The organism is Sporosarcina sp. FSL K6-5500 (genome assembly GCF_038005665.1).
GTDB classification, from domain to species: Bacteria; Bacillota; Bacilli; order Bacillales_A; family Planococcaceae; genus Sporosarcina; species Sporosarcina psychrophila.
This window is the reverse complement of record NZ_JBBOTP010000001.1, coordinates 4,343,118-4,368,521: the sequence shown is the minus strand read 5'-3', so window position 1 is coordinate 4,368,521 and position 25,404 is coordinate 4,343,118. Positions and strand designations below refer to the sequence as shown.

General features: G+C 41.0%; 32 protein-coding genes. 20 read left to right on the top strand and 12 right to left on the bottom strand.

Translation table 11 applies throughout. The features are described from left to right. Window positions 1–4 precede the first annotated feature (4 nt). Window positions 5–520, bottom strand: coding sequence for a VrrA/YqfQ family protein (gene vrrA, locus MKX62_RS21000; RefSeq protein ID WP_340742241.1), 516 nt, complete (start codon window positions 518–520; stop codon window positions 5–7). A gap of 112 nt (window positions 521–632) precedes the next feature. Here vrrA and MKX62_RS20995 point away from each other — a divergent pair, with 112 nt between their 5' ends. Together MKX62_RS20995 and MKX62_RS20990 are read left to right on the top strand one after the other, a co-directional pair. Continuing rightward, window positions 633–1,928 carry a DEAD/DEAH box helicase gene (locus MKX62_RS20995; RefSeq protein WP_338656415.1) on the top strand — a complete coding sequence of 432 codons (1,296 nt, stop codon included), beginning with the start codon at window positions 633–635 and terminating at the stop codon, window positions 1,926–1,928. After that, window positions 1,925–2,830 (top strand): deoxyribonuclease IV, encoded by a 906-nt coding sequence (locus tag MKX62_RS20990; RefSeq protein ID WP_340742240.1) that lies wholly within the window; start codon window positions 1,925–1,927, stop codon window positions 2,828–2,830. The genes MKX62_RS20995 and MKX62_RS20990 overlap by 4 nt, the downstream gene beginning before the upstream one ends. 62 nt (window positions 2,831–2,892) lie before the next feature. Here MKX62_RS20990 and MKX62_RS20985 read toward each other — a convergent pair whose 3' ends face one another. After that, window positions 2,893–3,141: a hypothetical protein gene (locus MKX62_RS20985; RefSeq protein ID WP_340742239.1), complete on the bottom strand. Its 249-nt coding sequence runs from the start codon at window positions 3,139–3,141 to the stop codon at window positions 2,893–2,895. A 102-nt stretch (window positions 3,142–3,243) separates the two neighbouring features. On the opposite strand from MKX62_RS20985, the gene MKX62_RS20980 reads away from it, so the two are divergent. Genes MKX62_RS20980 through MKX62_RS20970 form a run of 3 tightly spaced genes read left to right on the top strand, consistent with a single transcriptional unit; the run spans window position 3,244 to window position 5,290 of the window. Beyond that, on the top strand, window positions 3,244–4,014 hold the full coding sequence (locus MKX62_RS20980; RefSeq protein ID WP_067210223.1) for a metal ABC transporter ATP-binding protein: 771 nt from the start codon (window positions 3,244–3,246) through the stop codon (window positions 4,012–4,014). After that, on the top strand, window positions 4,011–4,877 hold the full coding sequence (locus tag MKX62_RS20975; RefSeq protein ID WP_338656420.1) for a metal ABC transporter permease: 867 nt from the start codon (window positions 4,011–4,013) through the stop codon (window positions 4,875–4,877). The genes MKX62_RS20980 and MKX62_RS20975 overlap by 4 nt, the downstream gene beginning before the upstream one ends. Continuing rightward, complete coding sequence (locus tag MKX62_RS20970) at window positions 4,874–5,290, top strand: Fur family transcriptional regulator (protein WP_067210219.1); 417 nt, start codon at window positions 4,874–4,876, stop codon at window positions 5,288–5,290. The genes MKX62_RS20975 and MKX62_RS20970 overlap by 4 nt, the downstream gene beginning before the upstream one ends. 380 nt (window positions 5,291–5,670) lie before the next feature. On the opposite strand, the gene MKX62_RS20965 is transcribed toward MKX62_RS20970, so the two are convergent. The 4 genes from MKX62_RS20965 to MKX62_RS20950 form a co-directional block, all read right to left on the bottom strand. Further along, on the bottom strand, window positions 5,671–6,258 hold the full coding sequence (locus MKX62_RS20965) for a 5' nucleotidase, NT5C type (protein WP_067210218.1): 588 nt from the start codon (window positions 6,256–6,258) through the stop codon (window positions 5,671–5,673). Further along, on the bottom strand, window positions 6,255–7,379 hold the full coding sequence (ispG, locus tag MKX62_RS20960; RefSeq protein WP_067210215.1) for a flavodoxin-dependent (E)-4-hydroxy-3-methylbut-2-enyl-diphosphate synthase: 1,125 nt from the start codon (window positions 7,377–7,379) through the stop codon (window positions 6,255–6,257). The genes MKX62_RS20965 and ispG overlap by 4 nt, the downstream gene beginning before the upstream one ends. Before the next feature lie 82 nt (window positions 7,380–7,461). Beyond that, on the bottom strand, window positions 7,462–7,800 hold the full coding sequence (locus MKX62_RS20955) for a hypothetical protein (protein WP_340742238.1): 339 nt from the start codon (window positions 7,798–7,800) through the stop codon (window positions 7,462–7,464). Window positions 7,801–7,845: 45 nt separating this feature from the next. Further along, the gene (locus MKX62_RS20950; protein WP_340742237.1) at window positions 7,846–8,349 is read right to left on the bottom strand and encodes a DUF1189 family protein; all 504 of its coding nucleotides are present in this window, start codon (window positions 8,347–8,349) and stop codon (window positions 7,846–7,848) included. A gap of 199 nt (window positions 8,350–8,548) precedes the next feature. Here MKX62_RS20950 and MKX62_RS20945 point away from each other — a divergent pair, with 199 nt between their 5' ends. The 4 genes from MKX62_RS20945 (at window position 8,549) to MKX62_RS20930 (ending at window position 13,644) form a co-directional block, all read left to right on the top strand. Further along, window positions 8,549–10,180 carry a Na/Pi cotransporter family protein gene (locus MKX62_RS20945; protein ID WP_067210208.1) on the top strand — a complete coding sequence of 544 codons (1,632 nt, stop codon included), beginning with the start codon at window positions 8,549–8,551 and terminating at the stop codon, window positions 10,178–10,180. A gap of 24 nt (window positions 10,181–10,204) precedes the next feature. Beyond that, a complete protein-coding gene (locus tag MKX62_RS20940; RefSeq protein ID WP_067210206.1) occupies window positions 10,205–10,687 on the top strand; it encodes a DUF456 domain-containing protein in 483 nt (160 codons plus the stop codon). A 98-nt stretch (window positions 10,688–10,785) separates the two neighbouring features. Then, entirely contained in the window at window positions 10,786–11,388 is a 603-nt protein-coding gene (locus tag MKX62_RS20935; protein ID WP_067210203.1) for a superoxide dismutase, read from the top strand. Between the two features lie 108 nt (window positions 11,389–11,496). Next, on the top strand, window positions 11,497–13,644 hold the full coding sequence (locus MKX62_RS20930; RefSeq protein ID WP_067210201.1) for a peptidoglycan D,D-transpeptidase FtsI family protein: 2,148 nt from the start codon (window positions 11,497–11,499) through the stop codon (window positions 13,642–13,644). A gap of 25 nt (window positions 13,645–13,669) precedes the next feature. Here the strand turns inward: MKX62_RS20930 and MKX62_RS20925 are convergent, their stop codons facing one another. Together MKX62_RS20925 and MKX62_RS20920 are read right to left on the bottom strand one after the other, a co-directional pair. Next, window positions 13,670–14,161 (bottom strand): hypothetical protein, encoded by a 492-nt coding sequence (locus MKX62_RS20925; RefSeq protein ID WP_340742236.1) that lies wholly within the window; start codon window positions 14,159–14,161, stop codon window positions 13,670–13,672. Further along, window positions 14,158–14,520 carry a hypothetical protein gene (locus MKX62_RS20920; RefSeq protein ID WP_187045098.1) on the bottom strand — a complete coding sequence of 121 codons (363 nt, stop codon included), beginning with the start codon at window positions 14,518–14,520 and terminating at the stop codon, window positions 14,158–14,160. Before MKX62_RS20920 ends, MKX62_RS20925 begins: the two co-directional genes overlap by 4 nt. Window positions 14,521–14,690: 170 nt before the next feature. Between MKX62_RS20920 and rpmG the strand changes: the two genes are divergently transcribed. From rpmG to MKX62_RS20895, 5 genes are all read left to right on the top strand, one after another. Next, window positions 14,691–14,840, top strand: coding sequence for a 50S ribosomal protein L33 (rpmG, locus tag MKX62_RS20915; RefSeq protein WP_067210194.1), 150 nt, complete (start codon window positions 14,691–14,693; stop codon window positions 14,838–14,840). A 61-nt stretch (window positions 14,841–14,901) separates the two neighbouring features. Then, window positions 14,902–15,465, top strand: a complete 564-nt coding sequence (locus MKX62_RS20910; protein ID WP_340742235.1) for a 5-formyltetrahydrofolate cyclo-ligase — start codon at window positions 14,902–14,904, stop codon at window positions 15,463–15,465. Next, the gene (locus MKX62_RS20905; protein WP_338656436.1) at window positions 15,462–15,650 is read left to right on the top strand and encodes a YqgQ family protein; all 189 of its coding nucleotides are present in this window, start codon (window positions 15,462–15,464) and stop codon (window positions 15,648–15,650) included. The genes MKX62_RS20910 and MKX62_RS20905 overlap by 4 nt, the downstream gene beginning before the upstream one ends. 139 nt (window positions 15,651–15,789) lie before the next feature. Beyond that, complete coding sequence (locus tag MKX62_RS20900; protein WP_340742234.1) at window positions 15,790–17,688, top strand: LTA synthase family protein; 1,899 nt, start codon at window positions 15,790–15,792, stop codon at window positions 17,686–17,688. 236 nt (window positions 17,689–17,924) lie between these two features. Next, complete coding sequence (locus MKX62_RS20895; RefSeq protein WP_340742233.1) at window positions 17,925–19,022, top strand: YqgU-like beta propeller domain-containing protein; 1,098 nt, start codon at window positions 17,925–17,927, stop codon at window positions 19,020–19,022. Window positions 19,023–19,203: 181 nt separating this feature from the next. Here the strand turns inward: MKX62_RS20895 and MKX62_RS20890 are convergent, their stop codons facing one another. Continuing rightward, window positions 19,204–19,380, bottom strand: a complete 177-nt coding sequence (locus MKX62_RS20890; protein WP_082786602.1) for a DUF2759 family protein — start codon at window positions 19,378–19,380, stop codon at window positions 19,204–19,206. A 213-nt stretch (window positions 19,381–19,593) separates the two neighbouring features. Between MKX62_RS20890 and MKX62_RS20885 the strand changes: the two genes are divergently transcribed. Next, window positions 19,594–20,232 (top strand): MBL fold metallo-hydrolase, encoded by a 639-nt coding sequence (locus MKX62_RS20885; RefSeq protein ID WP_067210180.1) that lies wholly within the window; start codon window positions 19,594–19,596, stop codon window positions 20,230–20,232. Between the two features lie 69 nt (window positions 20,233–20,301). Here the strand turns inward: MKX62_RS20885 and MKX62_RS20880 are convergent, their stop codons facing one another. After that, on the bottom strand, window positions 20,302–20,544 hold the full coding sequence (locus tag MKX62_RS20880; RefSeq protein ID WP_067210178.1) for a DUF2626 domain-containing protein: 243 nt from the start codon (window positions 20,542–20,544) through the stop codon (window positions 20,302–20,304). 321 nt (window positions 20,545–20,865) lie between these two features. Here MKX62_RS20880 and MKX62_RS20875 point away from each other — a divergent pair, with 321 nt between their 5' ends. Continuing rightward, entirely contained in the window at window positions 20,866–21,393 is a 528-nt protein-coding gene (locus MKX62_RS20875; RefSeq protein ID WP_340742232.1) for an ATPase, T2SS/T4P/T4SS family, read from the top strand. Between the two features lie 38 nt (window positions 21,394–21,431). Here the strand turns inward: MKX62_RS20875 and MKX62_RS20870 are convergent, their stop codons facing one another. Next, complete coding sequence (locus MKX62_RS20870) at window positions 21,432–23,276, bottom strand: recombinase family protein (protein ID WP_340742231.1); 1,845 nt, start codon at window positions 23,274–23,276, stop codon at window positions 21,432–21,434. A gap of 82 nt (window positions 23,277–23,358) precedes the next feature. Further along, window positions 23,359–23,982, bottom strand: coding sequence for a LexA family protein (locus MKX62_RS20865; protein ID WP_445683542.1), 624 nt, complete (start codon window positions 23,980–23,982; stop codon window positions 23,359–23,361). A 153-nt stretch (window positions 23,983–24,135) separates the two neighbouring features. Between MKX62_RS20865 and MKX62_RS20860 the strand changes: the two genes are divergently transcribed. The 4 genes from MKX62_RS20860 (at window position 24,136) to MKX62_RS20845 (ending at window position 25,393) form a co-directional block, all read left to right on the top strand. Next, entirely contained in the window at window positions 24,136–24,375 is a 240-nt protein-coding gene (locus MKX62_RS20860; protein WP_340742229.1) for a helix-turn-helix transcriptional regulator, read from the top strand. A 22-nt stretch (window positions 24,376–24,397) separates the two neighbouring features. Beyond that, the gene (locus tag MKX62_RS20855) at window positions 24,398–24,577 is read left to right on the top strand and encodes a hypothetical protein (RefSeq protein ID WP_340742228.1); all 180 of its coding nucleotides are present in this window, start codon (window positions 24,398–24,400) and stop codon (window positions 24,575–24,577) included. A gap of 124 nt (window positions 24,578–24,701) precedes the next feature. Then, entirely contained in the window at window positions 24,702–25,094 is a 393-nt protein-coding gene (locus tag MKX62_RS20850; protein ID WP_340742227.1) for a hypothetical protein, read from the top strand. Next, window positions 25,091–25,393 (top strand): hypothetical protein, encoded by a 303-nt coding sequence (locus MKX62_RS20845; protein ID WP_340742226.1) that lies wholly within the window; start codon window positions 25,091–25,093, stop codon window positions 25,391–25,393. The genes MKX62_RS20850 and MKX62_RS20845 overlap by 4 nt, the downstream gene beginning before the upstream one ends. The last annotated feature ends 11 nt before the right edge of the window (window positions 25,394–25,404 follow it).

Sequence of the window (25,404 nt, the reverse complement as noted above, 5' to 3'; positions counted from 1 at the left end):
AAAATTATCGGATGGGCGGCTGAAAAATACGGGGGGCTGACAGTCCGGAAGTGACATTAGCAACTGACCGTGCGGCAGCTGCTCCACTTGTAGGTAAACTAGCGGCACCAGCTACCGGAAGTGATTGAAAGCCTTTGTACAATCTCCACATTGCGGGCAAGTTTTGAACCATTGGCGCGAATTGTTGGACCACAGGAGCGAATTGCTGGGCTGTGTTTAAGAATTGGTTTGCCGTTTGCATATACGATTCCATTTTTGATGGAATTGGTTGCTCTCCTGGACCACCCATAGGGCCACCACCTAATGGATTGTTCTGCGGGCCATTCATTTGAGCACCTAATGGATTGTTCTGTGGACCCCCCATAGGGCCACCAAATGGATCGTTCTGTGGACCATTCATGAATGGTTGTATAGGTGCCTGCAATTGCCCCATTTGAGGAGGTGGTCCGAAGTTCATTTGTCCCATAGGAGCCGGTGGCGGTTGTTGTCGCGCGAATGGATAAAAGGATTCATATCTCATAATTATCTCCTTTCAATAAATCAGAATGGACTTTCACATAGTATACTATGCGAAAATCGCATACGGCGGAACGAAATCGTGTTATAATAGGTGTACATTAGGAGGGTTACGAATGTCTAAATTTACAGACTATCAATTTAAACCGTTTTTACGGGAAGCAATCGGGAGGCTCGGCTTTGAAAATCCGACACCGATCCAAAAGGAAATCATACCGCTTATTCTGAAGGGTACAAATGCAATCGGACAAGCACATACAGGAACGGGGAAATCCCACAGTTTCCTTATACCGATATTACAACGGACAGATGCAACTGTCGATGAACTGCAAGCAGTTATCACGGCCCCGACAAGAGAGTTGGCGACGCAACTGTACAATGAACTTGCGAAGATGACAGAAGGCACGGAGGTGCGCAGTTCGCTGCTCATAGGTGGTACGGACAAGCAGCGGTCTATCGGGAAATTAAAATCGAATCCGCATATTATCGTTGGAACGCCAGGACGAATTAACGATATGTCCGAAAATGGGGCACTTGTAATTCATACAGCAAAAATCTTGGTTATAGATGAAGCGGACCTTGCATTCGACATGGGCTTTATTGAAGATATCGATAAGTTCGCAGCAAAAATGCCTGCTAAACTTGAAATGTACGTATTTTCTGCAACGATTCCGGAAAAGCTAAAACCGTTCCTAACTAAATACATGGAATCACCTGTTCATGTAAAAATTGGTGAACGCAAACCATTGACGGAAGGGATGCACTACTCCCTAGTACCTGTTCGCAGTATGAGTAAAAAGAAAAAGTTACTGCAAGTAATGGAAGGGATCAATCCTTATTTGGCAATCATCTTTATGAATACAAGACAAAACGCTGAAGGACTCGCAACTTACCTTGCAGAAAGCGGCATTAAAGTCGGAAGAATTCACGGCGATTTAACACCGCGTGAACGGACACGAATGATGAAGCAAATCCGGGATCTAGAATTCCAATATATAGTAGCGACAGACCTTGCGGCACGCGGAATTGATATTCCTGGTGTCAGTCACGTTATTAACTTCGAACTTCCTGATGACCTTGAATTTTTCATTCACCGCGTGGGACGTACTGCACGTGCTGGGCTTAAGGGAACGGCAATTACACTGTATGAACCTTCTGAAGACGATAAAGTAGTCAGAATTGAAAAGATGGGTATTCCATTTGTTCATGAAGAAGTAAAAAATGGTGAGTGGGTTGAAGTAAAAGAGCGTCATTCAAGACGAAATCGAGTAAAAGAAGTAGATGATATTGACCGTAAAGCAATCTCATTCGTACCAAAGCCGTCGAAAGTGAAACCAGGCTATAAAAAGAAAATGGCTCAGCAAGTAGAGAGCTTCAAAAAGAGAGAAAGGAGACTGAAACGTAAAAAATGACAAATGATAAGCCACTATTGCTTGGCTCCCATGTTTCGATGAGCGGAAGCAAAATGTTGTTAGGCTCAAGCGTGGAAGCTGCAAGTTACGGAGCAACTACATTCATGATTTATACCGGTGCACCCCAGAACACACGGAGGAAGCCGATTGAGGAACTGAATATTGCAGCGGGCCATCTTAGTATGGAGGAAAATGGTCAGTCAAATATCGTCGTCCATGCTCCGTATATTATCAATATTGCTAATACGTTAAAGCCCGAGACATTCAGACTTGGTGTCGACTTCCTTCAAAGTGAAATCGAGCGCACAGCTGCACTTGGCGTTGACCAGATTGTTCTTCATCCAGGCGCGCATGTTGGTGCTGGTGTTGACCTAGGGATCGCGAAAATTATCGAAGGACTAAATGAAGTGCTTTCCCAGGACTATCCCGTCCGCATAGCTCTCGAAACGATGGCGGGGAAAGGGACTGAATGCGGTCGTAACTTTGATGAAATTGCCGCGATTATCGATGGAGTCACACATAACGAGCGTTTATCGGTTTGTTTTGATACTTGTCACGTTCATGATGCGGGCTATGATATCGTTGGTGATTTTGAAGGAGTGCTAAACGAGTTCGATAAAATTGTGGGCATGGACAGAATATCTGTTATTCATGTTAATGATAGTAAGAACGAGCGCGGTGCAATGAAGGACCGACATGAAAATATAGGTTTCGGCCATATCGGCTTTGAACCACTTTCTTATATTGTCCATCATGAAGGATTCCAATCGATTCCTAAAATTCTTGAAACACCATTTGTGGGTCTGGATCCAAAGAAAACATCGGCACCTTATAAATTTGAGATAGAAATGTTTAAGGCGAAATCGTTTCAACCAGATAAGATTGATCTGCTAAGAATTTAAATAGAAAACCCGCCTGCAAAGTATATATACGCAGGCGGGTTTTCTTCTTTTAAATAAATTTATCACTTGGTGGAGTCTAAATACTTCTTGAATAGGATTTCAGTCTTTCTATCACCAATAGCTCCACGGATTTTATTGATAAACGTTTCAGGAACACCGGTGAAAAGCCAATGGAAAGAAATTTCATCAAGCAATGGTCGAAGTGCCCTTATTTCTGTCTTAGATAAGTCAATTCCATATTGCTTTGCAATGATTTTCACTTCATCATCACTTCTCATTTTGACTTCATTCAGTAGTTGAGCATAATCCACTAATAATCCCTTCTTTCTTAAATGGTTGTATCCGGTCGTGTCATGGTTTATAATTTGACGAGTGAATCGGAATGATTCCTGTTTCAAAGAAAGGATAGTAAAATGACAAATAATCTTATTCAATTGGACGATGTCAGTTTCAATTATGAACAGTCAATCGCCCTTGATCATATTTCTCTTGAGGTAGGAGAGGGTGAATTTTGGGCGTTGATAGGGCCAAATGGTTCTGGTAAATCAACACTCATCAATATTATTCTCGGTCTCTTACAACCAACGAGTGGAACAGTAAAGCTTTTCGGTTCGGAAATAGAATCATTTAAGCACCGGGAACGGATTGGCTATGTTTCACAGAAATCCAATTCTTTTAACTCTGGTTTCCCAGCAACCGTTCTTGAAGTTGTGCGGAGCGGATTAACTCGGAAAGTAGGAATGTTCAAAAGCTTTTCAAAAAAAGATGAGCAGCGAACATTAGAAGCGCTTAGCATAGTCGGTATGGACACTTTCGCACAACGGAATATGGGCGAGCTCTCCGGTGGCCAGCAGCAGCGTGTGTTCATTGCAAGAGCGCTTGCAGGAAAACCAGATCTTCTTATTATGGATGAACCGACAGTTGGTATTGATCAGCAAAATGTCGCGTCGTTTTATTCTATGCTCAATACATTAAATCGTGAGCACGGAATTGCGATTTTACTTGTGACACATGAAATTGACCTTGTTACTGATCTCGCAACCCATGTGGCTTGTTTGAACCGAACAATTCATTTTCACGGTAAACAATCCGATTATAAAAAGATGGAAGATGATGACGTTTCTAGATGGTATGGACACCCAGTTCGCCGCGTCCATCAGCACACGGATGAGGTGGAACGATGATTAATGATATTTTATCGTATGAGTTTTTGCAAAATGCATTTCTTTCCGGCTTAATCATCGGTGTCATCGCTCCTTTACTTGGCTTGTTTATCGTCGTCAGACGTCTTTCCCTGATTGCGGATGCGCTCAGTCATGTTGCACTTGCGGGAATCGCTGGAAGCCTTTATTTAAGCCAGCAAGTGCTCTTCTTTGCTGCGCTGAACCCAGTTTACCTTGGGATCGCATCTGCAGTAGGTGGGTCACTACTGATTGAGAAGTTGCGGGGGGCATACCGTCATTATGAAGAACTTGCAATTCCGGTTATTTTGTCGGCAGGTATTGGCCTTGGCGCTATTTTCATCTCATTATCGAAAGGCTATGGCTCTGATTTGATTGGCTATTTATTCGGTTCAGTGTCAGCGGTTAGCAGGCAGGATCTTTTCGTTGTTATCATCATTGCAATCATTGTCATCACATATATCCGATTTCTTTATAAAGAACTATTTGCCTTATCATTCGATGGGGAGTATGCCAAGGTTTCTGGTATTAATTCACGCTATATCCAGATGGTGTTCATGATCATTGTAGCGCTTGTTATTGGGGCTTCTATGCGGATTGTCGGTATTTTACTTGTATCATCACTTATGACGATTCCGGTAGCGGCAGCTATCCAACTTGCGAAAAGTTTTAAGAGCGCGATGATCTACTCCATTATTTTCGGTGAGTTAGCGGTTATCATTGGACTTGTTTCTGCCTATTATCTTGATATTGCTCCGGGGGGAACGATTGTCGTCACATCGATAGTTATTTTGTTAGTGGTACTCGCTTGGAAGAAAATACAAGGCGGACGTAATGCCCGTACAGTGAAGGGGGAGTTGGTATGACACTCGATGAGGCATGGCGGATTCTTCAGGAAAATCAATTTAAACGGACGAAAAATAGAGATACAATTTTACAGTTCTTTTCGCATAAAGACCGCTATTTAACGGCTCTTGAAGTGAAGAATTTCATGGCGAAGGATAACCCTGGAATAAGTTTCGATACAATTTATCGAAACTTGACGACGTTTTCTGAACTCGGTATTCTGGAAGAAACCGATTTGAATGGGGAACGAAATTTCCGTATGCAATGTGATCCAGGCATCCACCATCATCATTTCATCTGTACTGCATGTGGTAAGACGCGCAGCATCCCGCATTGCCCTATGGAAATGATTACTGTTAATTTACCCGACTATGAAGTGGAAGGACATAAATTCGAAATCTACGGAAAATGTCCGCTATGTGTGGAACAATGAAAAGCGGAAGGCGCCTTCCAGATGCGACAGGCATAAGTCGATCCAGCGACGTGGCGATCTTTGCCACATAGCTGGATTGCTTATGACCAGAGCGGCTGGCGCCTGAAGCTAGACACAATGAAAAGCGGAAGGCGCCTAAAAGGAACGCAGCATAAGTGCGCCACTTAAGAGGAAGCGGTCTTAAAACCGTGACGTCCTGTCGCGACAAGGAGGGATGAAGTTCAATCCTTCCCCACTACGTACCCTGCAGCCTTGCGGGTACGTAGTGGCGTCTCTACAAGGCTTGAAGCGACTCGAGGGTCTAGGGCGCTGAAGCTAAACATAATTCTAAGTCGAAAAAACGGTGTGAAACTCTATCATGAGAGTTTCACACCGTTTTTTTAATTAAATGATGGTTCTTCTATAGGAAATAACTTCTTGATCCAACTATTCGCTTCTTGCCAATCGTAGACTCGGATGACGCCTTCAGGAATCGGCATCCTGTTATACGGTGTGTCAAATAGTATGACAGGAATGTCGAGTTCTTCATGGATTTCAACCGCGTTGTCATGCTTGTCTTCAAAAAATGCATGAACACCGAACTTTTTCGCGGTCTCAATTTTATAATGACTTCCGACAAGTTCGATATGATCGTACGGGATTTCCTGTTGTTTGAACCAGTCCAGCGTGGAGTCATAGACATGATGGCCACGGGCAGAAATGTAATACAGTTCAAACTGCGCTTGAAAGCTAGTTAAAATGTCTTTGGCATATTGTTGTGCGGGAGACGTTTTGTAAATATGTGCCTCCGCACCTTTATACCACTCGTAGAATGCTTTTTCATCTACTGTAAATGCTTTTGTTAAGTCATATTCTTTAATATCATCAAGGACAAGATTACATCCGAACTGTTCATTGATATGCGGCAAGAGAGAAGTGGGGCATGTCACTGTACCATCAATGTCGATGCCGAAGCGGAGGTTTCTCATTCCGCTGTCTCACCTTGCAGGAGGAGTTCTTCCTGTCTTTTCTTTTCGAAATACTCTTCCGCAAGCTTGTCGATTTCGATTTTTAACTCTTCAACCATCGTTGCTTCCGGTACTTTGCGGACTGTTTTTCCTTTCATGAAGAGAAGGCCTTCGCCACGTGCACCCGCGATTCCAATATCCGCTTCACGCGCTTCGCCGGGACCGTTGACTGCACAGCCAAGCACTGCCACTTTAAGTGGAGCTTTAATATGCGAAATATATTCTTCAATTTCATTTGCGATCGTAATAAGGTCAATTTCAATTCGTCCGCATGTAGGGCATGAAATAAGTGTAGCGGCGTTTGAGGAAAGACCGAATATTTTTAGCAACTCCCGTGCCACTTTAACCTCTTGGACAGGATCGGCACTCAGTGATACACGCATCGTGTTGCCGATGCCTGCTGATAGAAGGGTGCCGAGACCCGCAGAGCTCTTAATAGACCCCGAAAACAACGTCCCAGACTCTGTAATACCGAGGTGTAAGGGATAATCGAATGCTGCCGCAGCTTTTTGATACGCTTCGACCGCTAAATTTACATCGGAAGCTTTTAACGACACGATGATATCGTGGAAATCAAGGTCTTCCAATATTTTAATATGATGCAGAGCACTCTCTACCATTCCGTCGGCAGTTGGATAGCCATATTTTTCAAGAATTTTTTTCTCAAGTGAACCGGCGTTGACACCAATTCGAATCGGAATACCTTTTGCTTTAGCTGCATTGACGACAGCTTCGACTTTTGCCTGTCTTCCGATATTACCAGGGTTAATCCGAATTTTGTCTGCCCCTTGTTCAATAGCGATCAACGCTAATTTATAGTCGAAATGGATATCGACTACAAGAGGAATGTTGATGCGTTTTTTGATTTCACCGATAGCATATGCCGCGCGCTCATCTGGACACGCAACACGGACAATTTGGCATCCGGCATCTTCTAAACGCATGATTTCTGCGACTGTTGCTTCGACGTCATGTGTCTTGGTCGTTGTCATACTTTGGATGAAAAGCTCATCACTTCCGCCGATTGTCAGGTTGCCAACTCGTACAGGACGTGTGTTTTTTCTGTTTATCATAGCATTCATTTATTTCGCTCCTTAGTCGGCATTAGCCTCATAACTATAACTATTTTAGCAATCTTCATAGCAAAAAGACAAGGGACAACCCTTATCGATTAGACTCTATGCATTTTTCCGTTTGCATAACCGTAAGTGGGAGTACGATTTTCTCGCCTCCAATAATCTGTTGATTTTGAAGATGTGGGTTCAATGAATAGAAGGAAGCCAATCTATCAATGAAGCCAGATTCGGGATCGGGATACAATGAGAATAGTGTTTCAATCGTATCTCCATCAACTGTTGTGACAGGTATCGTCTTGACTTGTTCTTCTTCACATGCAGGCTGTTCTTGAACAAAAGAAGCAAGCGGGATTGTGCCTTCCATTAAATCGAGTCGGATGAAATGAACGGTTACGAATAATAAGGCTGCGAGTAGTAGTATTCTCATGGAAATTCCCCCTTTCGCCACTATATGCACGAAAAGAGGAAGTATTCATCGAGGTATTTTGGGATAGTACTTAGCCGCCGCCGCAATATAAGCGAAGTGGACAAGGGATGTAATACCTGTACTAACGTTTTTCATTGCCGGAAAGAAATCAAGTCCGATGGTCAGAAGAATAGGGATGGTAATCGCGATAGCGGAAGTTCTCCACATATGACGGTATTCTCCTCGTCTTTTCATCAGTTTTAACAACAGGATTCCCACGTAACCAAAAATACTGATTCGGATGAAGATATAAGTCGTACTGATAACGAGCTGCAGAAGAAATGCAATTGGATATATGAGTCCACCGATTGTTTCTCCATGTTCGAGCAGTTCTGGCGATGATTCGAATAAGACTGCATCTCCTGCTATATAACGGGTGAATGATAGCAATGTGAACAACGCAACGAAAATGAAAATATAGCGAAACACTTTGCCGATAGGTAATAGGCGAAAGGCTGCTAATTTTTTAGGTTCATGGATTGCTGCTTTGACTAGTTGGTGGAACTTCACTATAAAACCCCCTCCATCAATAACAGTCTATCATTTTACGACGCAATTGTGCGCGCTACTATTTTCGACAGAATGATGACGTTTCGTAAATCAATTGTAAAGGGAATGTAAAGATTCGACTACTACTATTTACAATTTGGGGTGACTATCCTCATAATGAGATGCAATACATAAAGCATAATGAGGGGTTGACTGCGTAATGGAGGTAAACTGGCAGGAAATGCTGTTTCAGTTTCTTGGTGGACTCGGAATTTTCTTGTTCGCTATAAAGTATATGGGAGATGGCCTTCAAAAAGCGGCGGGTGATAGGCTCCGCGCAATCCTTGACCGATTCACGACGAATCCGTTCATGGGTGTACTTGTCGGAATTATCGTCACAGTCTTGATTCAATCGAGTTCTGGGACGACTGTTATTACCGTAGGACTTGTGAGCGCAGGTTTCATGACGCTTCGTCAAGCGATTGGCGTCATAATGGGAGCGAATATCGGAACGACTGTTACTGCTTTTATCATCGGATTAGATGTAGGAGCCTATGCACTTCCGATTATGGCGTTTGGGGCGTTCCTAATCTTTTTCATTAAAAAGAGTTCAATTAGAAATATAGGTGAAGTTATTTTTGGATTTGGTGGCCTGTTTCTAGGACTTGAATTAATGAGTGGTGGGATGAAGCCGCTTAGGGAATTAGAAACGTTTACAGATCTAATGATATCGATGAGTGACCAGCCTATGCTCGGCGTCGTGGTTGGAACGGTATTTACTTTGATTGTTCAAAGCTCCAGTGCGACAGTTGGTATTTTGCAAGGGCTTTATGCAGAAAATCTCGTCGATATCAATGGAGCATTACCAATTTTATTCGGAGATAATATTGGAACAACGATTACAGCTGTGCTTGCTTCAATCGGAGCATCGGTAGCGGCAAAGCGTGCTGCCGCAGCACACGTATTATTTAATGTTGTCGGAACGGTCATATTCATGCTACTTCTTATACCCTTCACTGCGTATGTCGAGTGGATATCAGGGGTATTGACCCTTGAAAATAAAATGCAAATTGCATTTGCACACGGTTCGTTCAACATTGCCAATACAATCATCCAATTCCCTCTAATTGGAGCATGGGCTTGGTTGGTTACAAAAATGATCCCAGGTGAAGATGTATTAATAGAATACAAGCCGAAGCATTTGGACAGGCACTTTATAGAACAATCACCTGCAGTTGCAATCGGACAAGCGAAAGAAGAAATTATTCGTATGGGTGAATTCGGTGTCCGTGGTTTACAGGAATCTTTCGAATACTTGAAAACGGGTAATAAAAAACACGCAGAGACTGCTTATCAAATTGAAGATGCCATTAATAACTTGGACCGCAAGATTACGGACTATCTTGTTGAAATTACTTCAGTTAGTATTTCGCCAGTTGAATCTGCACGTCACTTTATGCTTATGGATACGGTTCGTGATATTGAACGCATTGGTGATCATTTCGAAAATATCATTGAACTCATTGACTATCGTGATGTTAACCGCGTAAAATTGACGGAAGATGCGATGAATGATTTGACGGAAATGTTCACGCTAACGATTGAAACCGTTCAGAAAGCTGTTGACGCACTCAATCAAAATGATATGGAAATGGCAAGAACGGTTGCTGAAAAAGAAGTTCTCATTGACAAGATGGAACGGAAATTTAGAAAAAATCATATTTTGAGGCTTAATGAAGGTCGTTGTACAGCGCAATCTGGAATGGTATTTGTCGATATTGTTTCTAACTTAGAGCGGGTCGGTGACCATGCCGTAAATATAGCCGAAGCAATTCTTGGAAACAGAGCATAATCGTTCGAATAAGGGGATGGTTTTTTGGAAGTTATAGGTTGGATTATTGCAATTGCCATGTTTATTATTGCTTTTGCCGGACTCGTATATCCGATCATTCCAACGGCTCTTTTCATTGTAGGAGGTTTCCTTCTATATGGACTCATCGATACATTTGAAGGGATGACTATTTGGTTTTGGATCATTCAGGTATTATTCGTTATCTTGCTGTTCGGTGCAGACACACTATCGAATCTCGTCGGTGTGAAAAAGTTCGGTGGCTCTAAGGCGGGGATGTGGGGAAGTACAATTGGACTTCTTATCGGTCCTTTCGTCATTCCGGTTGCTGGTATTTTAGTTGGGCCATTTTTAGGTGCGGTCATTGCGGAACTTGTCGTATCTCGGTCCGGAGTGAAGCAGTCTGTAAAGACAGGCATTGGTTCGCTCGTTGGATTTCTCACTTCGGTTGTGACAAAAGGACTTGTCATGGTTGTGATGATTGCAGTCTTTATTTTCTTTATCAAATGAAACGTTCCTAAATAGTCCATTTTATTTGAACGTTATTCATAATTTTGATAATGTTGAAAGGTAGCATATTTATGAATCTCTTGAGGAGGAATGGACAAATGACTTACAAATTACCAGAACTACCTTACGCTTATGATGCACTTGAACCACACTTCGACAAAGAAACGATGAACATTCATCACACTAAACACCATAATGCATATGTAACGAACTTGAATAACGCTCTTGAAGGAAATGAAGAACTTCTAAACAAATCTATCGAAGAACTTATTGCGAACCTTGATGCAGTACCTGAAAGCAAACGTACGGCTGTCCGTAACAACGGTGGCGGTCACGCAAACCATTCACTTTTCTGGGAACTTTTATCAGCAGAAGGTGGCGGCAATCCATCAGGCGCACTTGCTGAAGCAATCGACAACAAGTTTGGTAGCTTTGATGCATTTAAAGAAGAATTCGCAAAAGCGGGTGCAACTCGTTTTGGATCAGGATGGGCTTGGCTCGTACTGAATGGCGGAGAACTTGAAATTATGTCAACTCCAAACCAAGATTCACCAATCATGGAAGGCAAAACGCCTCTTCTAGGACTAGACGTTTGGGAGCATGCTTACTATCTAAACTATCAAAACCGTCGCCCTGACTATATTTCAGCATTTTGGAATGTTGTTAATTGGGACGAAGTTGCAAAACGTTTCGGTAAATAAATTTATAACTTTATCTAGAAGGAACCAAGCACACATCTTGTTCGTCAAGATGTGTGCTTTTGTTGTTTTGAGTGTTATAATTCAAAATGATTAACGAGGGGGGACATTATGAAAAAACAGGTGCGTAAGGCGGATCAGGCTAAAATACGCCAACGAAAACATATCGCATTCCGAATGAACTTCCTATTCTTTTCAATCTTTGTCCTATTTTCATTGCTCATTTTTCGCCTTGGTTATTTACAAATCGTTAAAGGGGAAGAATATTCCCGCGAGTTGGAAAAAAAGGAAGAAATCCCTATCAATACAAGCGTGCCAAGGGGGAAAATATTTGACCGCATGGGACGCGTTCTTGTTGATAATGATCCGAAAAACGCCATTACATATACGAAAATGACGTCGACGACTTCAGCAGATATGCTAAAAGTCGCTGAGCAACTTGCGATCTTGATTGAACAAGATACGAAAAGGATTACCATTGGGGATAAGAGAGATTTTTGGATTTTAAAGAATTCTGAGGCTGCGTTGAAAAAGGTTTCTATAAAGGAACAAGAGGCGCTGGAAAAGGATAGTACACTTTCACGGACGGAATTGCAGAAGGAGATTAATAGGCTTACACGAGAACGAATTACGGACGAAGAAATTGATTCTTTTACGGAAGAGGAGCTAGAAGTACTTGCGATTTACAGAGAAATGATGTCGGGCTATGCGTACTCCCCACAAATCGTTAAAAGTGGGAATGTGACGGATGAGGAATTCGCAACTGTATCTGAACGTCTAGGAGAGTTACCGGGCGTGGATACAACGACAGATTGGGAGCGTGTGAGGAAATCAGACAATACGATTCTAGGGACAACCACGAGTCCCATTGAAGGTATTCCTAAATCTCGTGAGAAGTATTTCCTGGCACGGGATTATTCAAGAAATGACCGTGTTGGAAAAAGTTATATTGAGCAATATTATGAAGATTTATTAAAAGGGCAAAAAACAATTGTGAAGAATATTAAAGATCGTAGCGGCCGTGTCGTCGAAACGAAAACAATCCGACAAGGCGAACCTGGCAAGGATCTTATTCTGACGATTGATAGCGAACTGCAAGAGACACTTGAAAATATAGTTTCGGATAAACTGTTGGAATTAAAAAGAAAACCAAATACCGGAGAATTGGACAGGGCTTTCTTAGTCATGATGAATCCGAATAACGGTGAAGTTCTATCACTTGTAGGCAAGCAGGTTGTTACGAATCCAGAAACAGGCAAGCTCGAAATATGGGACTATGCATTTGGTACGTTCACTGCACTTCACGAGGCTGGATCAACAGTGAAGATGGCGACGCTTCTTACAGGGTATCAGGAAAATGTGGTACGTATCGGCGAAACGAAGATAGATGAACCAATTAGAATCGGTGGTATTACAAAAAGATCGCTGTTTAATCAAAACTCTAGGGTTGCTGTAACTGATATTGAAGCAATCGGTAGGTCTTCGAACGTATACATGTTCCGTATTGCATTGGCCTTGGCGAATTCTAACAATAGCTCTGAAGACTCGGCGCTTATTAGAAAAAATGCATTCGATACGTTCCGACAATCTTTCGCTTCTTTCGGACTTGGAACAAAAACCGGCATTGATTTACCGGGCGAGTCAGGCGGGCTGATTGGGGATAGTAATTCAATCGGTATTTTATTGGATTTATCCATTGGACAGTACGATACTTATACAACACTACAACTTGCTCAATACGTCTCAACAATTGCAAATGGTGGTTATCGGGTGGCTCCGAAAGTATTAAAAGAAATTCGCGAACCATCTGAAGACGGTAAAATTCTTGGTCCCCTTATTCAAGAAACAGAGGTCAATATCTTAAATAGGATCCAGAATACTGATGCGGAAATTGCTCAAGTGAAGCGTGGAATGCACTACGTGTATTACGGGGCTAAAGGGACGGCCCCGAATTTCTTTGCTGGAAAAGAATATGATGGAGCCGGGAAAACGGGGACGGCGCAGGCATTTAGCTCTGGAAAACCGACAATCAACCTATCACATGTCGGTTTTGCGCCTTATGAAAACCCAGAAATAGCTTATGCAGTCGTCATTCCTAATATCTCTACAGTTCCGCGTGGCTACACATATGCAAACAATCAAATTGCAGAACAAGCTGTGGATGAATATTTTAAATTGAAAGCAAAAAGAGCTAAAGAAGAAACGTCCACAGCGGCTAAACAACCTATCATACAAGCACCTAAAGTAGAGTCCAATTAAAAAGTAGGAAAACCATTTGGTTTTCCTACTTTTTTACTGTCGTAATTTCTTTGGCGATTGTTTTGAAATTCATTGAAGAATCGACTTGGTGTTCACCAATCTGTATTTTGCCAGTTAAGTTATATTCTTCAAGATATGACTCGAAGATGGCTGCATTCTCGATAATACCCAATTCCTCTAGGGTTGCTGAGACAACTGTCGAATTCGAACCATTTTCAATCGTTAAAATGGTTTTAACAATCGAATCGGAGGAGGGGTTACTTTTGGCTGCGTCATCTTCCTTGCTAACGGCTTTCTCTGCATCTGTTTTTGGAACATTTTCTTTAACTGAAGATGTTGTCTGTGCAGTAGCTAATAGCTCTTTCGTTTTAGCAAGTTCGCTTTGGAGTTTCTCAACATTTGCCTGCAATTGTTGCGTGTCATTGTCTGAAGGAACCTTACTATCAATGGTGAAATAAAGGATTCCCGCGGCAAGAATACAACCAATCCCGACTGCCCGTAAAATTTCACGGATCATGTAATCACGCCTTTCGATTGTAACACTGCGATTACATCGTCGTTTGATAAGGAGGAACGTACAGCGATATCACTGATAGAATAACCTTGGGAATGCAATGATAGAATTTGATTGACAATGATTACGTGAACAGGTTTTGCAGTTGTTTGCGTTTTGCCGACTGTAGTTAGCGGACCAACACCAATCATTAACTCTTCTTCAACAGCCTTCAATCTTTTCTTTAAGCCATTCGTTTCCTGATGAATACTAATTGAAACCTGTTCCAATTCATCGGCGTAGCTGGATGAAGAATTGCCGAGGAAAAATGAAGTTATTATACATATAAGTCCAATAATAATCAGTATTATCGTGATGTCCATTTTACCACTCCTCTGGTGAATCATTTTGCTACTATTTTATCATAAGAAAGCTGTTGTGGAAATTATGGTTTTTTTAGTGGACATTTGCTGTTGATGTGGTATACTTGATAGGTCGTATAAGTTATGCTCATATAAAACTTTACATTCTTGATGAGTGGGAGGGACCAACAATGCGCGTAAATGTTACACTTGCTTGCACAGAATGCGGTGAACGCAACTATATTTCTAAGAAAAACAAACGTAACAATCCAGAACGGATTGAAATGAAAAAATATTGCTCACGTGAAAAGAAACAAACTTTGCACCGTGAAACGAAATAATCGCTCAGGCCAAAACCTTCACCGGTTTTGGTTTTTTCATTTCAGAACGGGGGGATACTAAATGAGTAAAGAGATTTTTAGGAATCAAGTGTTAGTTACATTGAATAATATAAATCGAACTGAACATCTAAAAAAATCTTTGAAGATTACAGACAGGGTACTTGCATCAGATGAATTTCGAAGTGCGGATACAATCGGGGTAACGATTTCTCGTTACCCCGAAGTGGACACACGCCCGCTTATCGAAGCGGCTTGGGCAGCTGGTAAACGAATTGCTGTACCTAAATGCATCCATGCAACCCGGAAGATGGATTTTCGTCTTATTACATCATTTGAAAGTTTGGAAACGGTCTATATGGGCCTTTTTGAGCCGATAACTGATGAAACACTGTCGGTTGAGAAAAACGAGATTGATTTGCAAATTGTACCTGGGCTAGTCTTTTCTGACGAAGGATATAGGATTGGTTTTGGTGGAGGATATTATGACCGCTACATGTCGGATTACAATGGTGCTACATTGTCGTTAGCATTTGTAGCTCAAACGAGTCATAGGATACCTGTTGAAAGTCACGATATTCCTGTTAGCAAAATAGTTACAGATGAAAAAGAGATTATCTGTATATGAAAGACTATCTGGGTGTCCTCCAATTGCTGAAGCGTTTCGGGATTTATGTCTATACGGGGAATCGAAAAGATGACATCGATATGGTGCAATCAGAAGTGAAGGATCTTTATGACAATGGACTGCTAATGAAAGAAGACTATTTGAAAGCGGTGCTAATCTTGCGTAGTGAAATAGCAAAACTATGAGGATAGACCCAGTATCATCGTTCATTTGGACTTGTTTTGGTAATTAGTGAAACTTTTCTTCAGCTACCCCGTCTATTATGTAGTAAGATTTAGTTCGAACGTTTTTTATGTGAATCTATTTTCGAAAGGAAGAGATGGAGTGAACAAAATAGTATGGTCAAAACATTCCGTACTCATAGTAGCAATAGTGGCGACTTGGTTGACAACATATTTCGGTTATCTTACAAGCTTCAATATGAAAATCGATAATATAATGCAGGAATTCATTCTTTTTCTGAATCCTCTTAGTTTCCTTTTATTTGTTTATGGTATTGCACTATTCATCAAGAGTACGAAAAGACGCAACATTTATATACTGACAATAAGTGTGATGACTTCAATTGTTATGTTTAGTAATGCAGTTTTCTATAGATTTTTCAATGATTTTATTACCTTGCCAGTCTTGTTCCAAACGAGTAACTTCGGAGATCTTTCATCTTCAGTTACTGCTAATCTAATGGTCACGGACATATTCTTTTTCACAGATGTGTTCATAATCTTTTTGGCAATCAAATTTATACCTAAGACTGATCGGGTGGAACAATCAAATAAAATTGGACGTAAACTTTACTTCGTTATGACTGCTGCAGTTATAATGGTAAACCTTGGTCTAGCCGAAATGGAAAGACCACAACTATTAACACGCAGTTTTGATAGAGAACTTCTTGTGAAAAATATCGGAACATATAATTACCATATTTACGATTTGTTCATTCAATCCAAATCCCATGCTCAACGTGCACTTGCGGATGGCAGTGAACTAGTAGAAGTAGGTAACTATATTAATGCGAATTACGCTGCTCCAGATCCTGAGATGTACGGAGTTGCAAAAGGTCGTAATATTATTGCAATCTCGCTTGAATCCTTGCAGTCGTTTGTCATTAATGAGGAAATGGATGGACATGTCATTACGCCATTTTTGAATGAATTAACGAAGGATCCGGATACATTCTATTTCTCTGATTTTTATCACAATACTGGTCTAGGAAAGACATCGGATTCAGAGTTTATCATTGAAAACTCACTGTACCCGAGAAATGGTAGTGCTGTATTTTTCACGCATAGTGGAAACACTTACCAATCGATGGCGGCTCAGCTAGGTGAAAATGGCTACTTCACGAATGTAATGCACGCAAATAACCGAAGTTTCTGGAACCGCGATATCATGTACGGTGCTCTCGGTATCGATAAGTTTTATGATCTTGAAAGTTATACAGTCGGAGAAGGAGAAGCGGTCAACTGGGGCATGAAAGATATCCCATTCATGAACCAATCGGTAGAGTTGATGAAAGAAATGCCGCAGCCTTTTTATTCAAGGTTGATTACATTGACAAACCATCATCCATTTGACTTGGATGAAGAAGATAAGCTTATTCCTGAATATACATCAAATTCAAATACGTTGAATAAATATTTCCAAACGGTACGCTATATGGATGAGGCAATAAAAGTTCTTTTCGAAGACTTGAAAGCAAGCGGTTTGTATGACAACTCGATTATTGTTATGTACGGAGACCATTATGGTATATCCGAGAATCATAACAAGGCAATGGGCATGTATTTAGATAAGGAAATTACCCCTTATGATAATGCGAAATTACAGAGGGTTCCATTGTACATTCACATTCCTGGCTATGGTAAAGGGAAGACAATGGATGAAGTATCGGGACAAATCGACTTGAAGCCTACTCTCCTACATTTAATGGGGCTTGAAACAAAAGACGATATGTACCTTGGTTCAGACATATTCTCGCCTGATCATGAACCGTTTACTATTTTCCGTGATGGCCGTTTTGTAACTGATAAAAATGTTTACGCGCAAGAAGTCTGTTATGATAGTAAAACTGGTGAAGAAACTGATATGGCTGAATGTGAGCCTTTTATCGAACGGGCTGCCACTGAGCTAAATTATTCCGATATGATCATTAATGGAGATTTACTTAGATTCAAGGAAGAACAGGAACAATCACCGAAATTAAACAGTAAAAGTAAAGAATGATAAGGTTCTGCACGGAACTTTCCGTGCAGCCTTTTTTTTAAGATAAAGTATAAGTTTTTTAACAGGGACAATGTCAAGCTCCAGACGCTCTGGCAATAAGTCAAGCCAGCTAGGAAGAAGGATTGAACTGTGTGCATCCTTCCCGGGCAAAAAAACGCCGGTCTGTCTTATGCCTGTCGTATCTGGAACGGGACCTTGCGCTTTACTCAGTTTAAATACAGAAAGGGGGAGGCGCGGTGAGAAAAAGAATATTCATCTTTTGTGTAACAGTCATGTTACTAATGGGCTGTTCAAAGAAGACGAATGAAATTATCGATGGACCAACTGCCGTTGAACAACCAGGGAATAACGAACTGATTAAAGAGGAAGTAACTAAAACGTTAGTTGCTGATCCATCAAAGTTCCATTTCGTTGCGGACTGGTTAACAGAGTCAAAAGTTATCTACGTCGAAAAGGTAAATGGGCATTATCAAGTGAATAGTTTTGATTTTGAATCAGGTCAAACAGACACGTTATATGAGGATGAATCTATAATCATCGACCTCCTCATTCATCCTTCAAAAAAATATCTATTATTACATACTAGTGATAATGCTGCATCTGCAACGATTAAAATCGTGACTATGGATGGTGCGATACAAGATGAAGTTATAGTTGCTTCAACAGAGTTGGCGATTGAATGGAACGATACTGACCCCTCACTTATTCTTCTAACGGCTTTTCATCAAGATTGGACTTTTGATTTATTTATTTATAACGGAAAAGTAGAGAGTTTGGACCTGCTTGCGATTGAAGATCCATTCCCGAAATGGCTAGGTGAGGATAAAATTGCTGTAGGATATGTCGAAGGCCACGTACTTGATGGTGGAGAGATACATACATATGAACCACTTACTAAAAAGTGGGGGCAGCTAGATATTAGCGGTGTTGTTTACTTTGATACATATGAAGATACGCTACTCGTTGTGCGAATAAATGGAGACAAGGATGCGCACTACACCATCATGGGACAGGATGGGATGATTAGCTCGGAATGGACGATGCCCGTCATTAGTAATTATTCAGAGTGGGTAATACCTGATGTTGAATGGGGTTCAAGTGAAACCGTGTTCATACCCGCTCCTGACGAGGGGGGGCAACTCGATGAACTCCTATCACCATATCGACTTATTCGCGTTATAGAAGGACGTCAAGACGTTGTAGCCGATGATATCACGGCGGGTGTTCTTCGATGTTCACCGTCGGGGCAAAAGTGTTTAACTGGTTACTCCGCGGAAAAATTGATTGATATAAAAAAGAAAACGCAGACGACGTGGTTAACGTTTCCTGAGTAAAAATAAAACAAGCTTAGATGAGGCAAGTAGCAAGCTGCTGGATCTAGCTGTGAAATCATCTGCTAATTGTTACTCACAGCTCAAGACTTTATTAACTTTAAGGAAACAAAAAAACACCCTTTGTGTATAAATACACAAAGGGTGTTTTTGGTTGTCCAAATTTAGACTTACACTTTCTCGATTATAGAGTTGGTGGGAATCCTTGGAAAACAAGTGTGGCAATTGTGAAGCCTCCAAAAACGACTGCAGCTCCAAGATTGAACAGAATACTTAAAACGTTGCGTTCTTTGAATGCTTGGACCGTACCGACCACCGCTAAAATTGCGATGAGTCCAAAAATAATCATCAATAAGTTCATAGGGAAGACACTCCTTTCAATAGGAACTTCTGCTAAAACCGCTCACGAACTGTTGTGAGCAATACAGAAGTCAGCACATACTGTGCAAGTCCGATTTAGCGCTATTCCTCTTCTATTGTACTGTTTGCAATCAAATTTGTCGAGGGATATTAGTGACGATTGTTTGAAATCGTATTTCACATTGCGTAATATAAGTTGCAGGAGGTGCCGACCATGTTGAAAGTTAATACATATCCGCTCGGACCAATCCAGACAAACTGTTACATCATCAGTGACGAATCAGGGAATTGTCTAATCATGGATCCAGGTGAAGAAAGTGGACGTATTATTAATAAAGTGAAAAGTAAAGAGTTGACTCCTGTCGCGATTTTATTGACACATGCGCATTTTGATCATATTGGGGCGGTTGACAGCATAAGGGACCGTTATACTATTCCGGTCTATATCCATGAAGAGGAGCAAGACTGGCTGTCTGATCCGAGATTAAACGGTTCTGCCAAGTATCAAGGATTACCTGACGTCCGCATTAGAAAAGCCGATAAACTTATCAGCGATGAGGGAATGATGACTGTGGGCCCGTTCGAGTTTGAAGTGAGGCATACGCCCGGTCATTCTCCGGGGAGTGTTTCGTATATCTTCGGACCATCTCGTTTTGCCGTTGTTGGCGATACACTTTTCCAGCAGGGAGTCGGAAGGACAGATCTACCGGGGGGGAATACAGGGGTTTTGCTGACATCTATCCATGATAAGTTGCTTTCCCTAGATGATGATTTTATCATCTATCCAGGTCATGGACCGTCTACAACTCCAGAAGAGGAAAAAGATTCGAATCCTTTTTTGAATGGATTTTGACCAATATAAGTATAGAAAAACAAAAAAACAGCCAATAAAAAAAGGCTGTTTTTTGTATGTACTTTTCTTTTAGTGGCCAGCGCCTGGTACGTGTATAAACGTTGTGTAGTAGCTGAATCCGACCATAAATATCATCAGATATGCTCCGAATAAGTACATGTACATCCGCTCTGTTAGGTTCAAATATCCAAGTAGCAGGAAGAACCCAGTGTTCGCAACAAAAAGAAGTGCGGCTGGCAGCATGTCTCCCATATAAAACATAACTGCGAATATGCCTGTCCAGAAGCCCATCAACTTGAACATGTTATCCATGTGTGCGTCCCTCCTTAATAAAACATTACAATAAGCTCCCATTCATTATAAGGGATAACGACAGCAGATGTAAACTCCAATCGTTCTTTCATTGTGACAAACACGTGTATAAGGGTGATTGTCACGAAAAATGATATTTGCTGTCGAAAAGTGGGGCGAATTTCAAATATCGACCTCTTTCTGGGGATACACAATTCGACTTTGAGGGAAAGTATTCCAATACGTATTTGTAAGTCGTATACTGTGCCCAAGGATGAATTGCGATTTATCCGACTGGGTTGGATTGAACTTCACTCAACCCAAAAGAAAGAGGGGTGTTCAATGATTAAGAATGATAACGTCGTAGAACAGAAAAGTTTTCGACTATTAGAGAAAGCGATTAAGTACGAAGCGACTGACATTCACCTTGTTCCTATGAAAGAAGGATATGATGTTTCATTCAAAAAAGATTCAAGGCTGAACCGGTCCGGTATTCTTCCCCCACAGTTGGCGGGCCGCATGATTTCATTTTACAAATTCCTATCCTCACTCGACATTAGCGATAAGCGTAAACCCCAAAGTGGTTCTTTTCATAAACAGATACGAGGTGAGAATTATTCTTTCCGAGTTTCAACAATCCCTTCGATTCAAATGAAAGAAAGTGTTGTTATAAGATTGCAAAGGCATGACCAAATCGTTTCAATCGATGAATTATGCATTGAAAAAGAGTGGGCCGATAAATTACGCCAGGCTGTATCAGAGCCGCAAGGGCTAATTATACTGACCGGTCCGACAGGATGTGGAAAAACGACCACTATATACTCTTTAACAGCTCATTGCGTAGTATACCAATGGATAAAAGTATGTTAATGCGTTAGTTTATCCGCCAAGGCTTAAAGGTACCTGTATCAATGTCTCAAGCTCTCTTCCTCTATCAATTTACTAATCATTTTTCGATATATCCCCGTATCTTCTGCGAGTTTTCTCAGACTCGCTTTTGGGTTTATCGCCAATTCTTTCTTTATCGCATTAACTCTTTCTTGTCTTAATTCTGGACTGGCCCAATGACGAGCCAAATGTTTGAATGGACCGAAACGTTCCTGGTCTTGCTTCAAAATAAATGGTTGATGGCCAACCGCCAATCCTAAATCCTTCATAGTTAATCCTCGATGTTTGTTCAAATACTTTTGCGCTCGGTCATATCGGGTCTTGGACCGTTCAAACGTCTCCCGGTCTCTCATCTCTTGAGTCGTATCAATCCTAATTTTTATATCTACGGTTACTTCTTGCGGCAGATAGGCGTGTAAGGTCACTAACTCTTTTTCGACATCTAAGGTCGCCGAAGGGAATAGGCTACCTAATAAACGTTGCTGGTCTTCCACATCTAACAAATCCTCAAAGCGCTCGGCCACAGCAAGAAACTCTGACACAGAATCATAATTAAGTTGGTTTTTTTGAATTAATTTACGTTTCTGTTGCAGATCCTTTAAATCTGTTTCTAAATAAGCGAGCTGGGAGTCTAATTTTACACGGTTGCCATCAAGTCGTTCTTTCGACCATTTTCCGTCGAGGTACAGATCCAGTAAGCGGTCTGTTTTTTCTTGAACTGATTGCTTTTGAGCTTTGAGTCTCTTGATTTCTTTGCTTAATTTTGAAACTTCGTTAGCATCAAACCCGGAATCTATATAGAGCTTCGCTTTTTCTGGGTCTGTAAGAATATCCTTAACAGCTTCTTTCAAATTGTGCTGGATTCGTTTTACATTAACGAAGGGCTTGCTGCTGCATTTGTCCTTCTGCTTCCAATAACCTGAGTGTTCTAAGGTATATGTGGTGTACTCCTGTTCACCACTATTGTCGGAGGAAGTAGACTTACTGATGGTTAAGGCATTTCCACAATTTGCACAATTAATATCTATACCTCGCAGTATATGAGGTGCTGCGGGCTTCCAATTATACCTTCTTTCAATCTCGGCTTGTATCCGGTTAAAAGTTTCTTCCGTTCTTAATTTTGGATAAATATTCGGCACGGTAATCGTTTCAGCTTTAAATTTTCGTTCAAAGTCTCCGTGATACGCTTTGCGTTTTAATTTATCGACAACTTGGGAATCAGTCCACTCTTTGCCTTCGGCGGTTTTACATCTTTTATTTAACTCCCTTGCGATGGCAGTAGGGTTCAATTCTTCTGTTAGGTACTTTCCGTCAATGAACGGTATTATCCAGGCCCTTTTCTCATTAATCTTCAATAATCCGGTCGCTTTATCGTAGTGGTATTCCTCAGGTTGAGGACCCCAAACTTTGCCTTCGCGAGTTCGCTGTCTTATTCCGCGCGCCATTTTCCGTAACATATCTTTTCGAGACCGTTGCGCGACAAGATTTTTAATATCAGATACGAATTCGTCATCTATATTAGTTAAATCTACAATACTGCCTGGCTCAGCTATTTTAACATCGTTATCTCGAAGTACGCTTTTAAGGTACTCCCATTTGACTGTGTCCAGGCGTGAAAGGCGATCTTGTTCGATGCATAGCACTATGTCCACTAATCCCTCTTCTATGGCGTCTAGCATCGCTTCCAGTCCATCTTTATCAAGTTTAGTTCCACTATCGGCATCTTTGTAAACGTCGACTATTTCCCAGCCCTGGGCGTTTGAGTACTTAGTTAATTCGTGAGTTTGGGCGCTCAAACTAAAATTACCCTCTTGCATCTTGGATGATACGCGGATATAGATAGCCACCCTGAGAACGTTGTACATTCTGCATATTCCTTTCTATAAGAAAAGAGCAGTATTCCGAATGGGGAACTGCTCTTTCCTTTTTAATTGCACCCGGTTGGAATTAAAGTGTTTGTTCGGACCTAATCGCTTTTCCAATTATTCTTACTGGATTTTCTCTTGTAACAACGATTGGTTCGTGTAATGGATTATCTGGCATCAATATAATTATGCCATTTTGCTTTTTAACTCTCTTCAGTGTGGCATAAGCATTTAGATTAAAAGTTACAGCTGCTATTTCTCCATTTTCCACTTCTTCTTGAATTCGTATCAATACCATTGAGCCATTTGGTATCGTCGGATTCATCGAATCACCTTTCGCTTGAAGATATACTAAATCTCCTGCTGGAAGGTTTTCTTCTAATACTGTGCGGTAATCTTCATAATTCGCTTCCACAAGGATAGGGTCACCGCAAGCGATCTCACCAAGTACCGGAATGCGAACAGTTCGTTGCGATACCTCTATTATGTTGGATAACCCATCCTTTAAATCGAAGAAATGAGTAACTGGTACCTCAAACAACTCTGACATCATTACGATTTTATCCATCATTGGTTTATTGGCGTTGCGCTCCCAAGCTGAAACAGCAGTAGGAGCAAGGTTTAGTATCTTCGCAAGTTCCACTTGTGTTAACTGTTTATTTTTTCTAAGCGTCCTAATCTTTTGACCTACACTCAACTTTAGCACCTCCTTTGTTTTATTGTACAGTAATACTGTAGAAAGGTACAGTATTTATGAAACTTTGTAATCATTTATTGTAAATTCTACATATTATCTGTACTTTCGACTTGAAACTACATTTTATCTGTAGTAATATTCAATACAAGGAGGTGAGCGGGAATGAAATACACTTTAGAACAAGCAAGAATCCTTACGGGCCTAACTCAAATTGAGATGGCTAAATGTATGAGGATGTCTGAGAAAACGTACATTCAATACGAAAAATATCGTCGGGTATTCCGGATGGATCAAGGTTATAGATTTGCGCAAAATGTAAATGTTTCATTTGATAGCATCATTTTTTTTGCTGGTCAACTACAGAATTTCTGTAGTGTGAAAGAACATTGTGCCACTTTATAAATATAGAGAGGGGCTGTCTGTCGTGGTTATACCAAAGGATTTAATTAAGATGAATGCTTATCTGCCCGTTAAATTGGCTGAGCTAGCAGTGGACAAGCCGGAAATAGCACTTGGCATATTAAAAGCTTGGGGAGAAGGTACGAAGCCGTTACGCGTGTTGTGGGCTGAAGTAAACGAAGCACTGGAAGTATTGAGCGCTTAGAAAGGAAGTGATTCTCAATGTCCATCAAGATAAAAGCTTGGAACAATCTATCACTGGAGCAGAAATTGGTACTACTGTACTTTGCTTCACGAAAGTAATCAAAGAAATGAGAGGTGGAAATGAAATGAATAACATTAAAGGATTGAGCGATAAGAAACGTGCTGAAATAGCAGCTATCACGGAAGGTGAAAGTAAATTGGTGAGTTTGAATGAAATAGCTTCATTAGTACAACGAATTAACTCACACATGGATGATGCGGATGGTGACGTACTTTCATTCTATAGTGGGCATAAGACTTCGATTATCCATATGAAACCCATCCCTTACCTTACTGAATTCATCGATTTTGGAATTAGAATTAGGGACTGTGATAAATTCCCATACGAATTTACAAGCTCTATCGGTGGGGTGACATTTCTAGCCATAATGTCGGTTTCAGAAGTTGTCGATTTAAAAACGACAATTCCTGAACAGTGGGAGTATATCCAGTCGAAAGTGCAGGTGGAGGCAGTATGACTCAAATCATGAAAGCTTCAGACACCAAAGAATTATCAAATTTAGGTCAAATGGAATTTGAAAAAAATGTACTTGAAGGACCGATGTTTAAAAACGTAGTTACTTCTATAGAAGAAGCCGCATTGAATGGTTACTCATCATGGAGTATTAACAACGTTCCTTTCGAAGATATTCGAGGACTGAAAATAATCCAAACTGCGTTACAAGCAGAAGGCTATGAGTGCGAAATTAATATGAATAATGAATTTAATTTTTTCGGAATGAAGCTTACAACTCGTCAATTCAAAGTCAGTTGGTGAAATGGAATCCT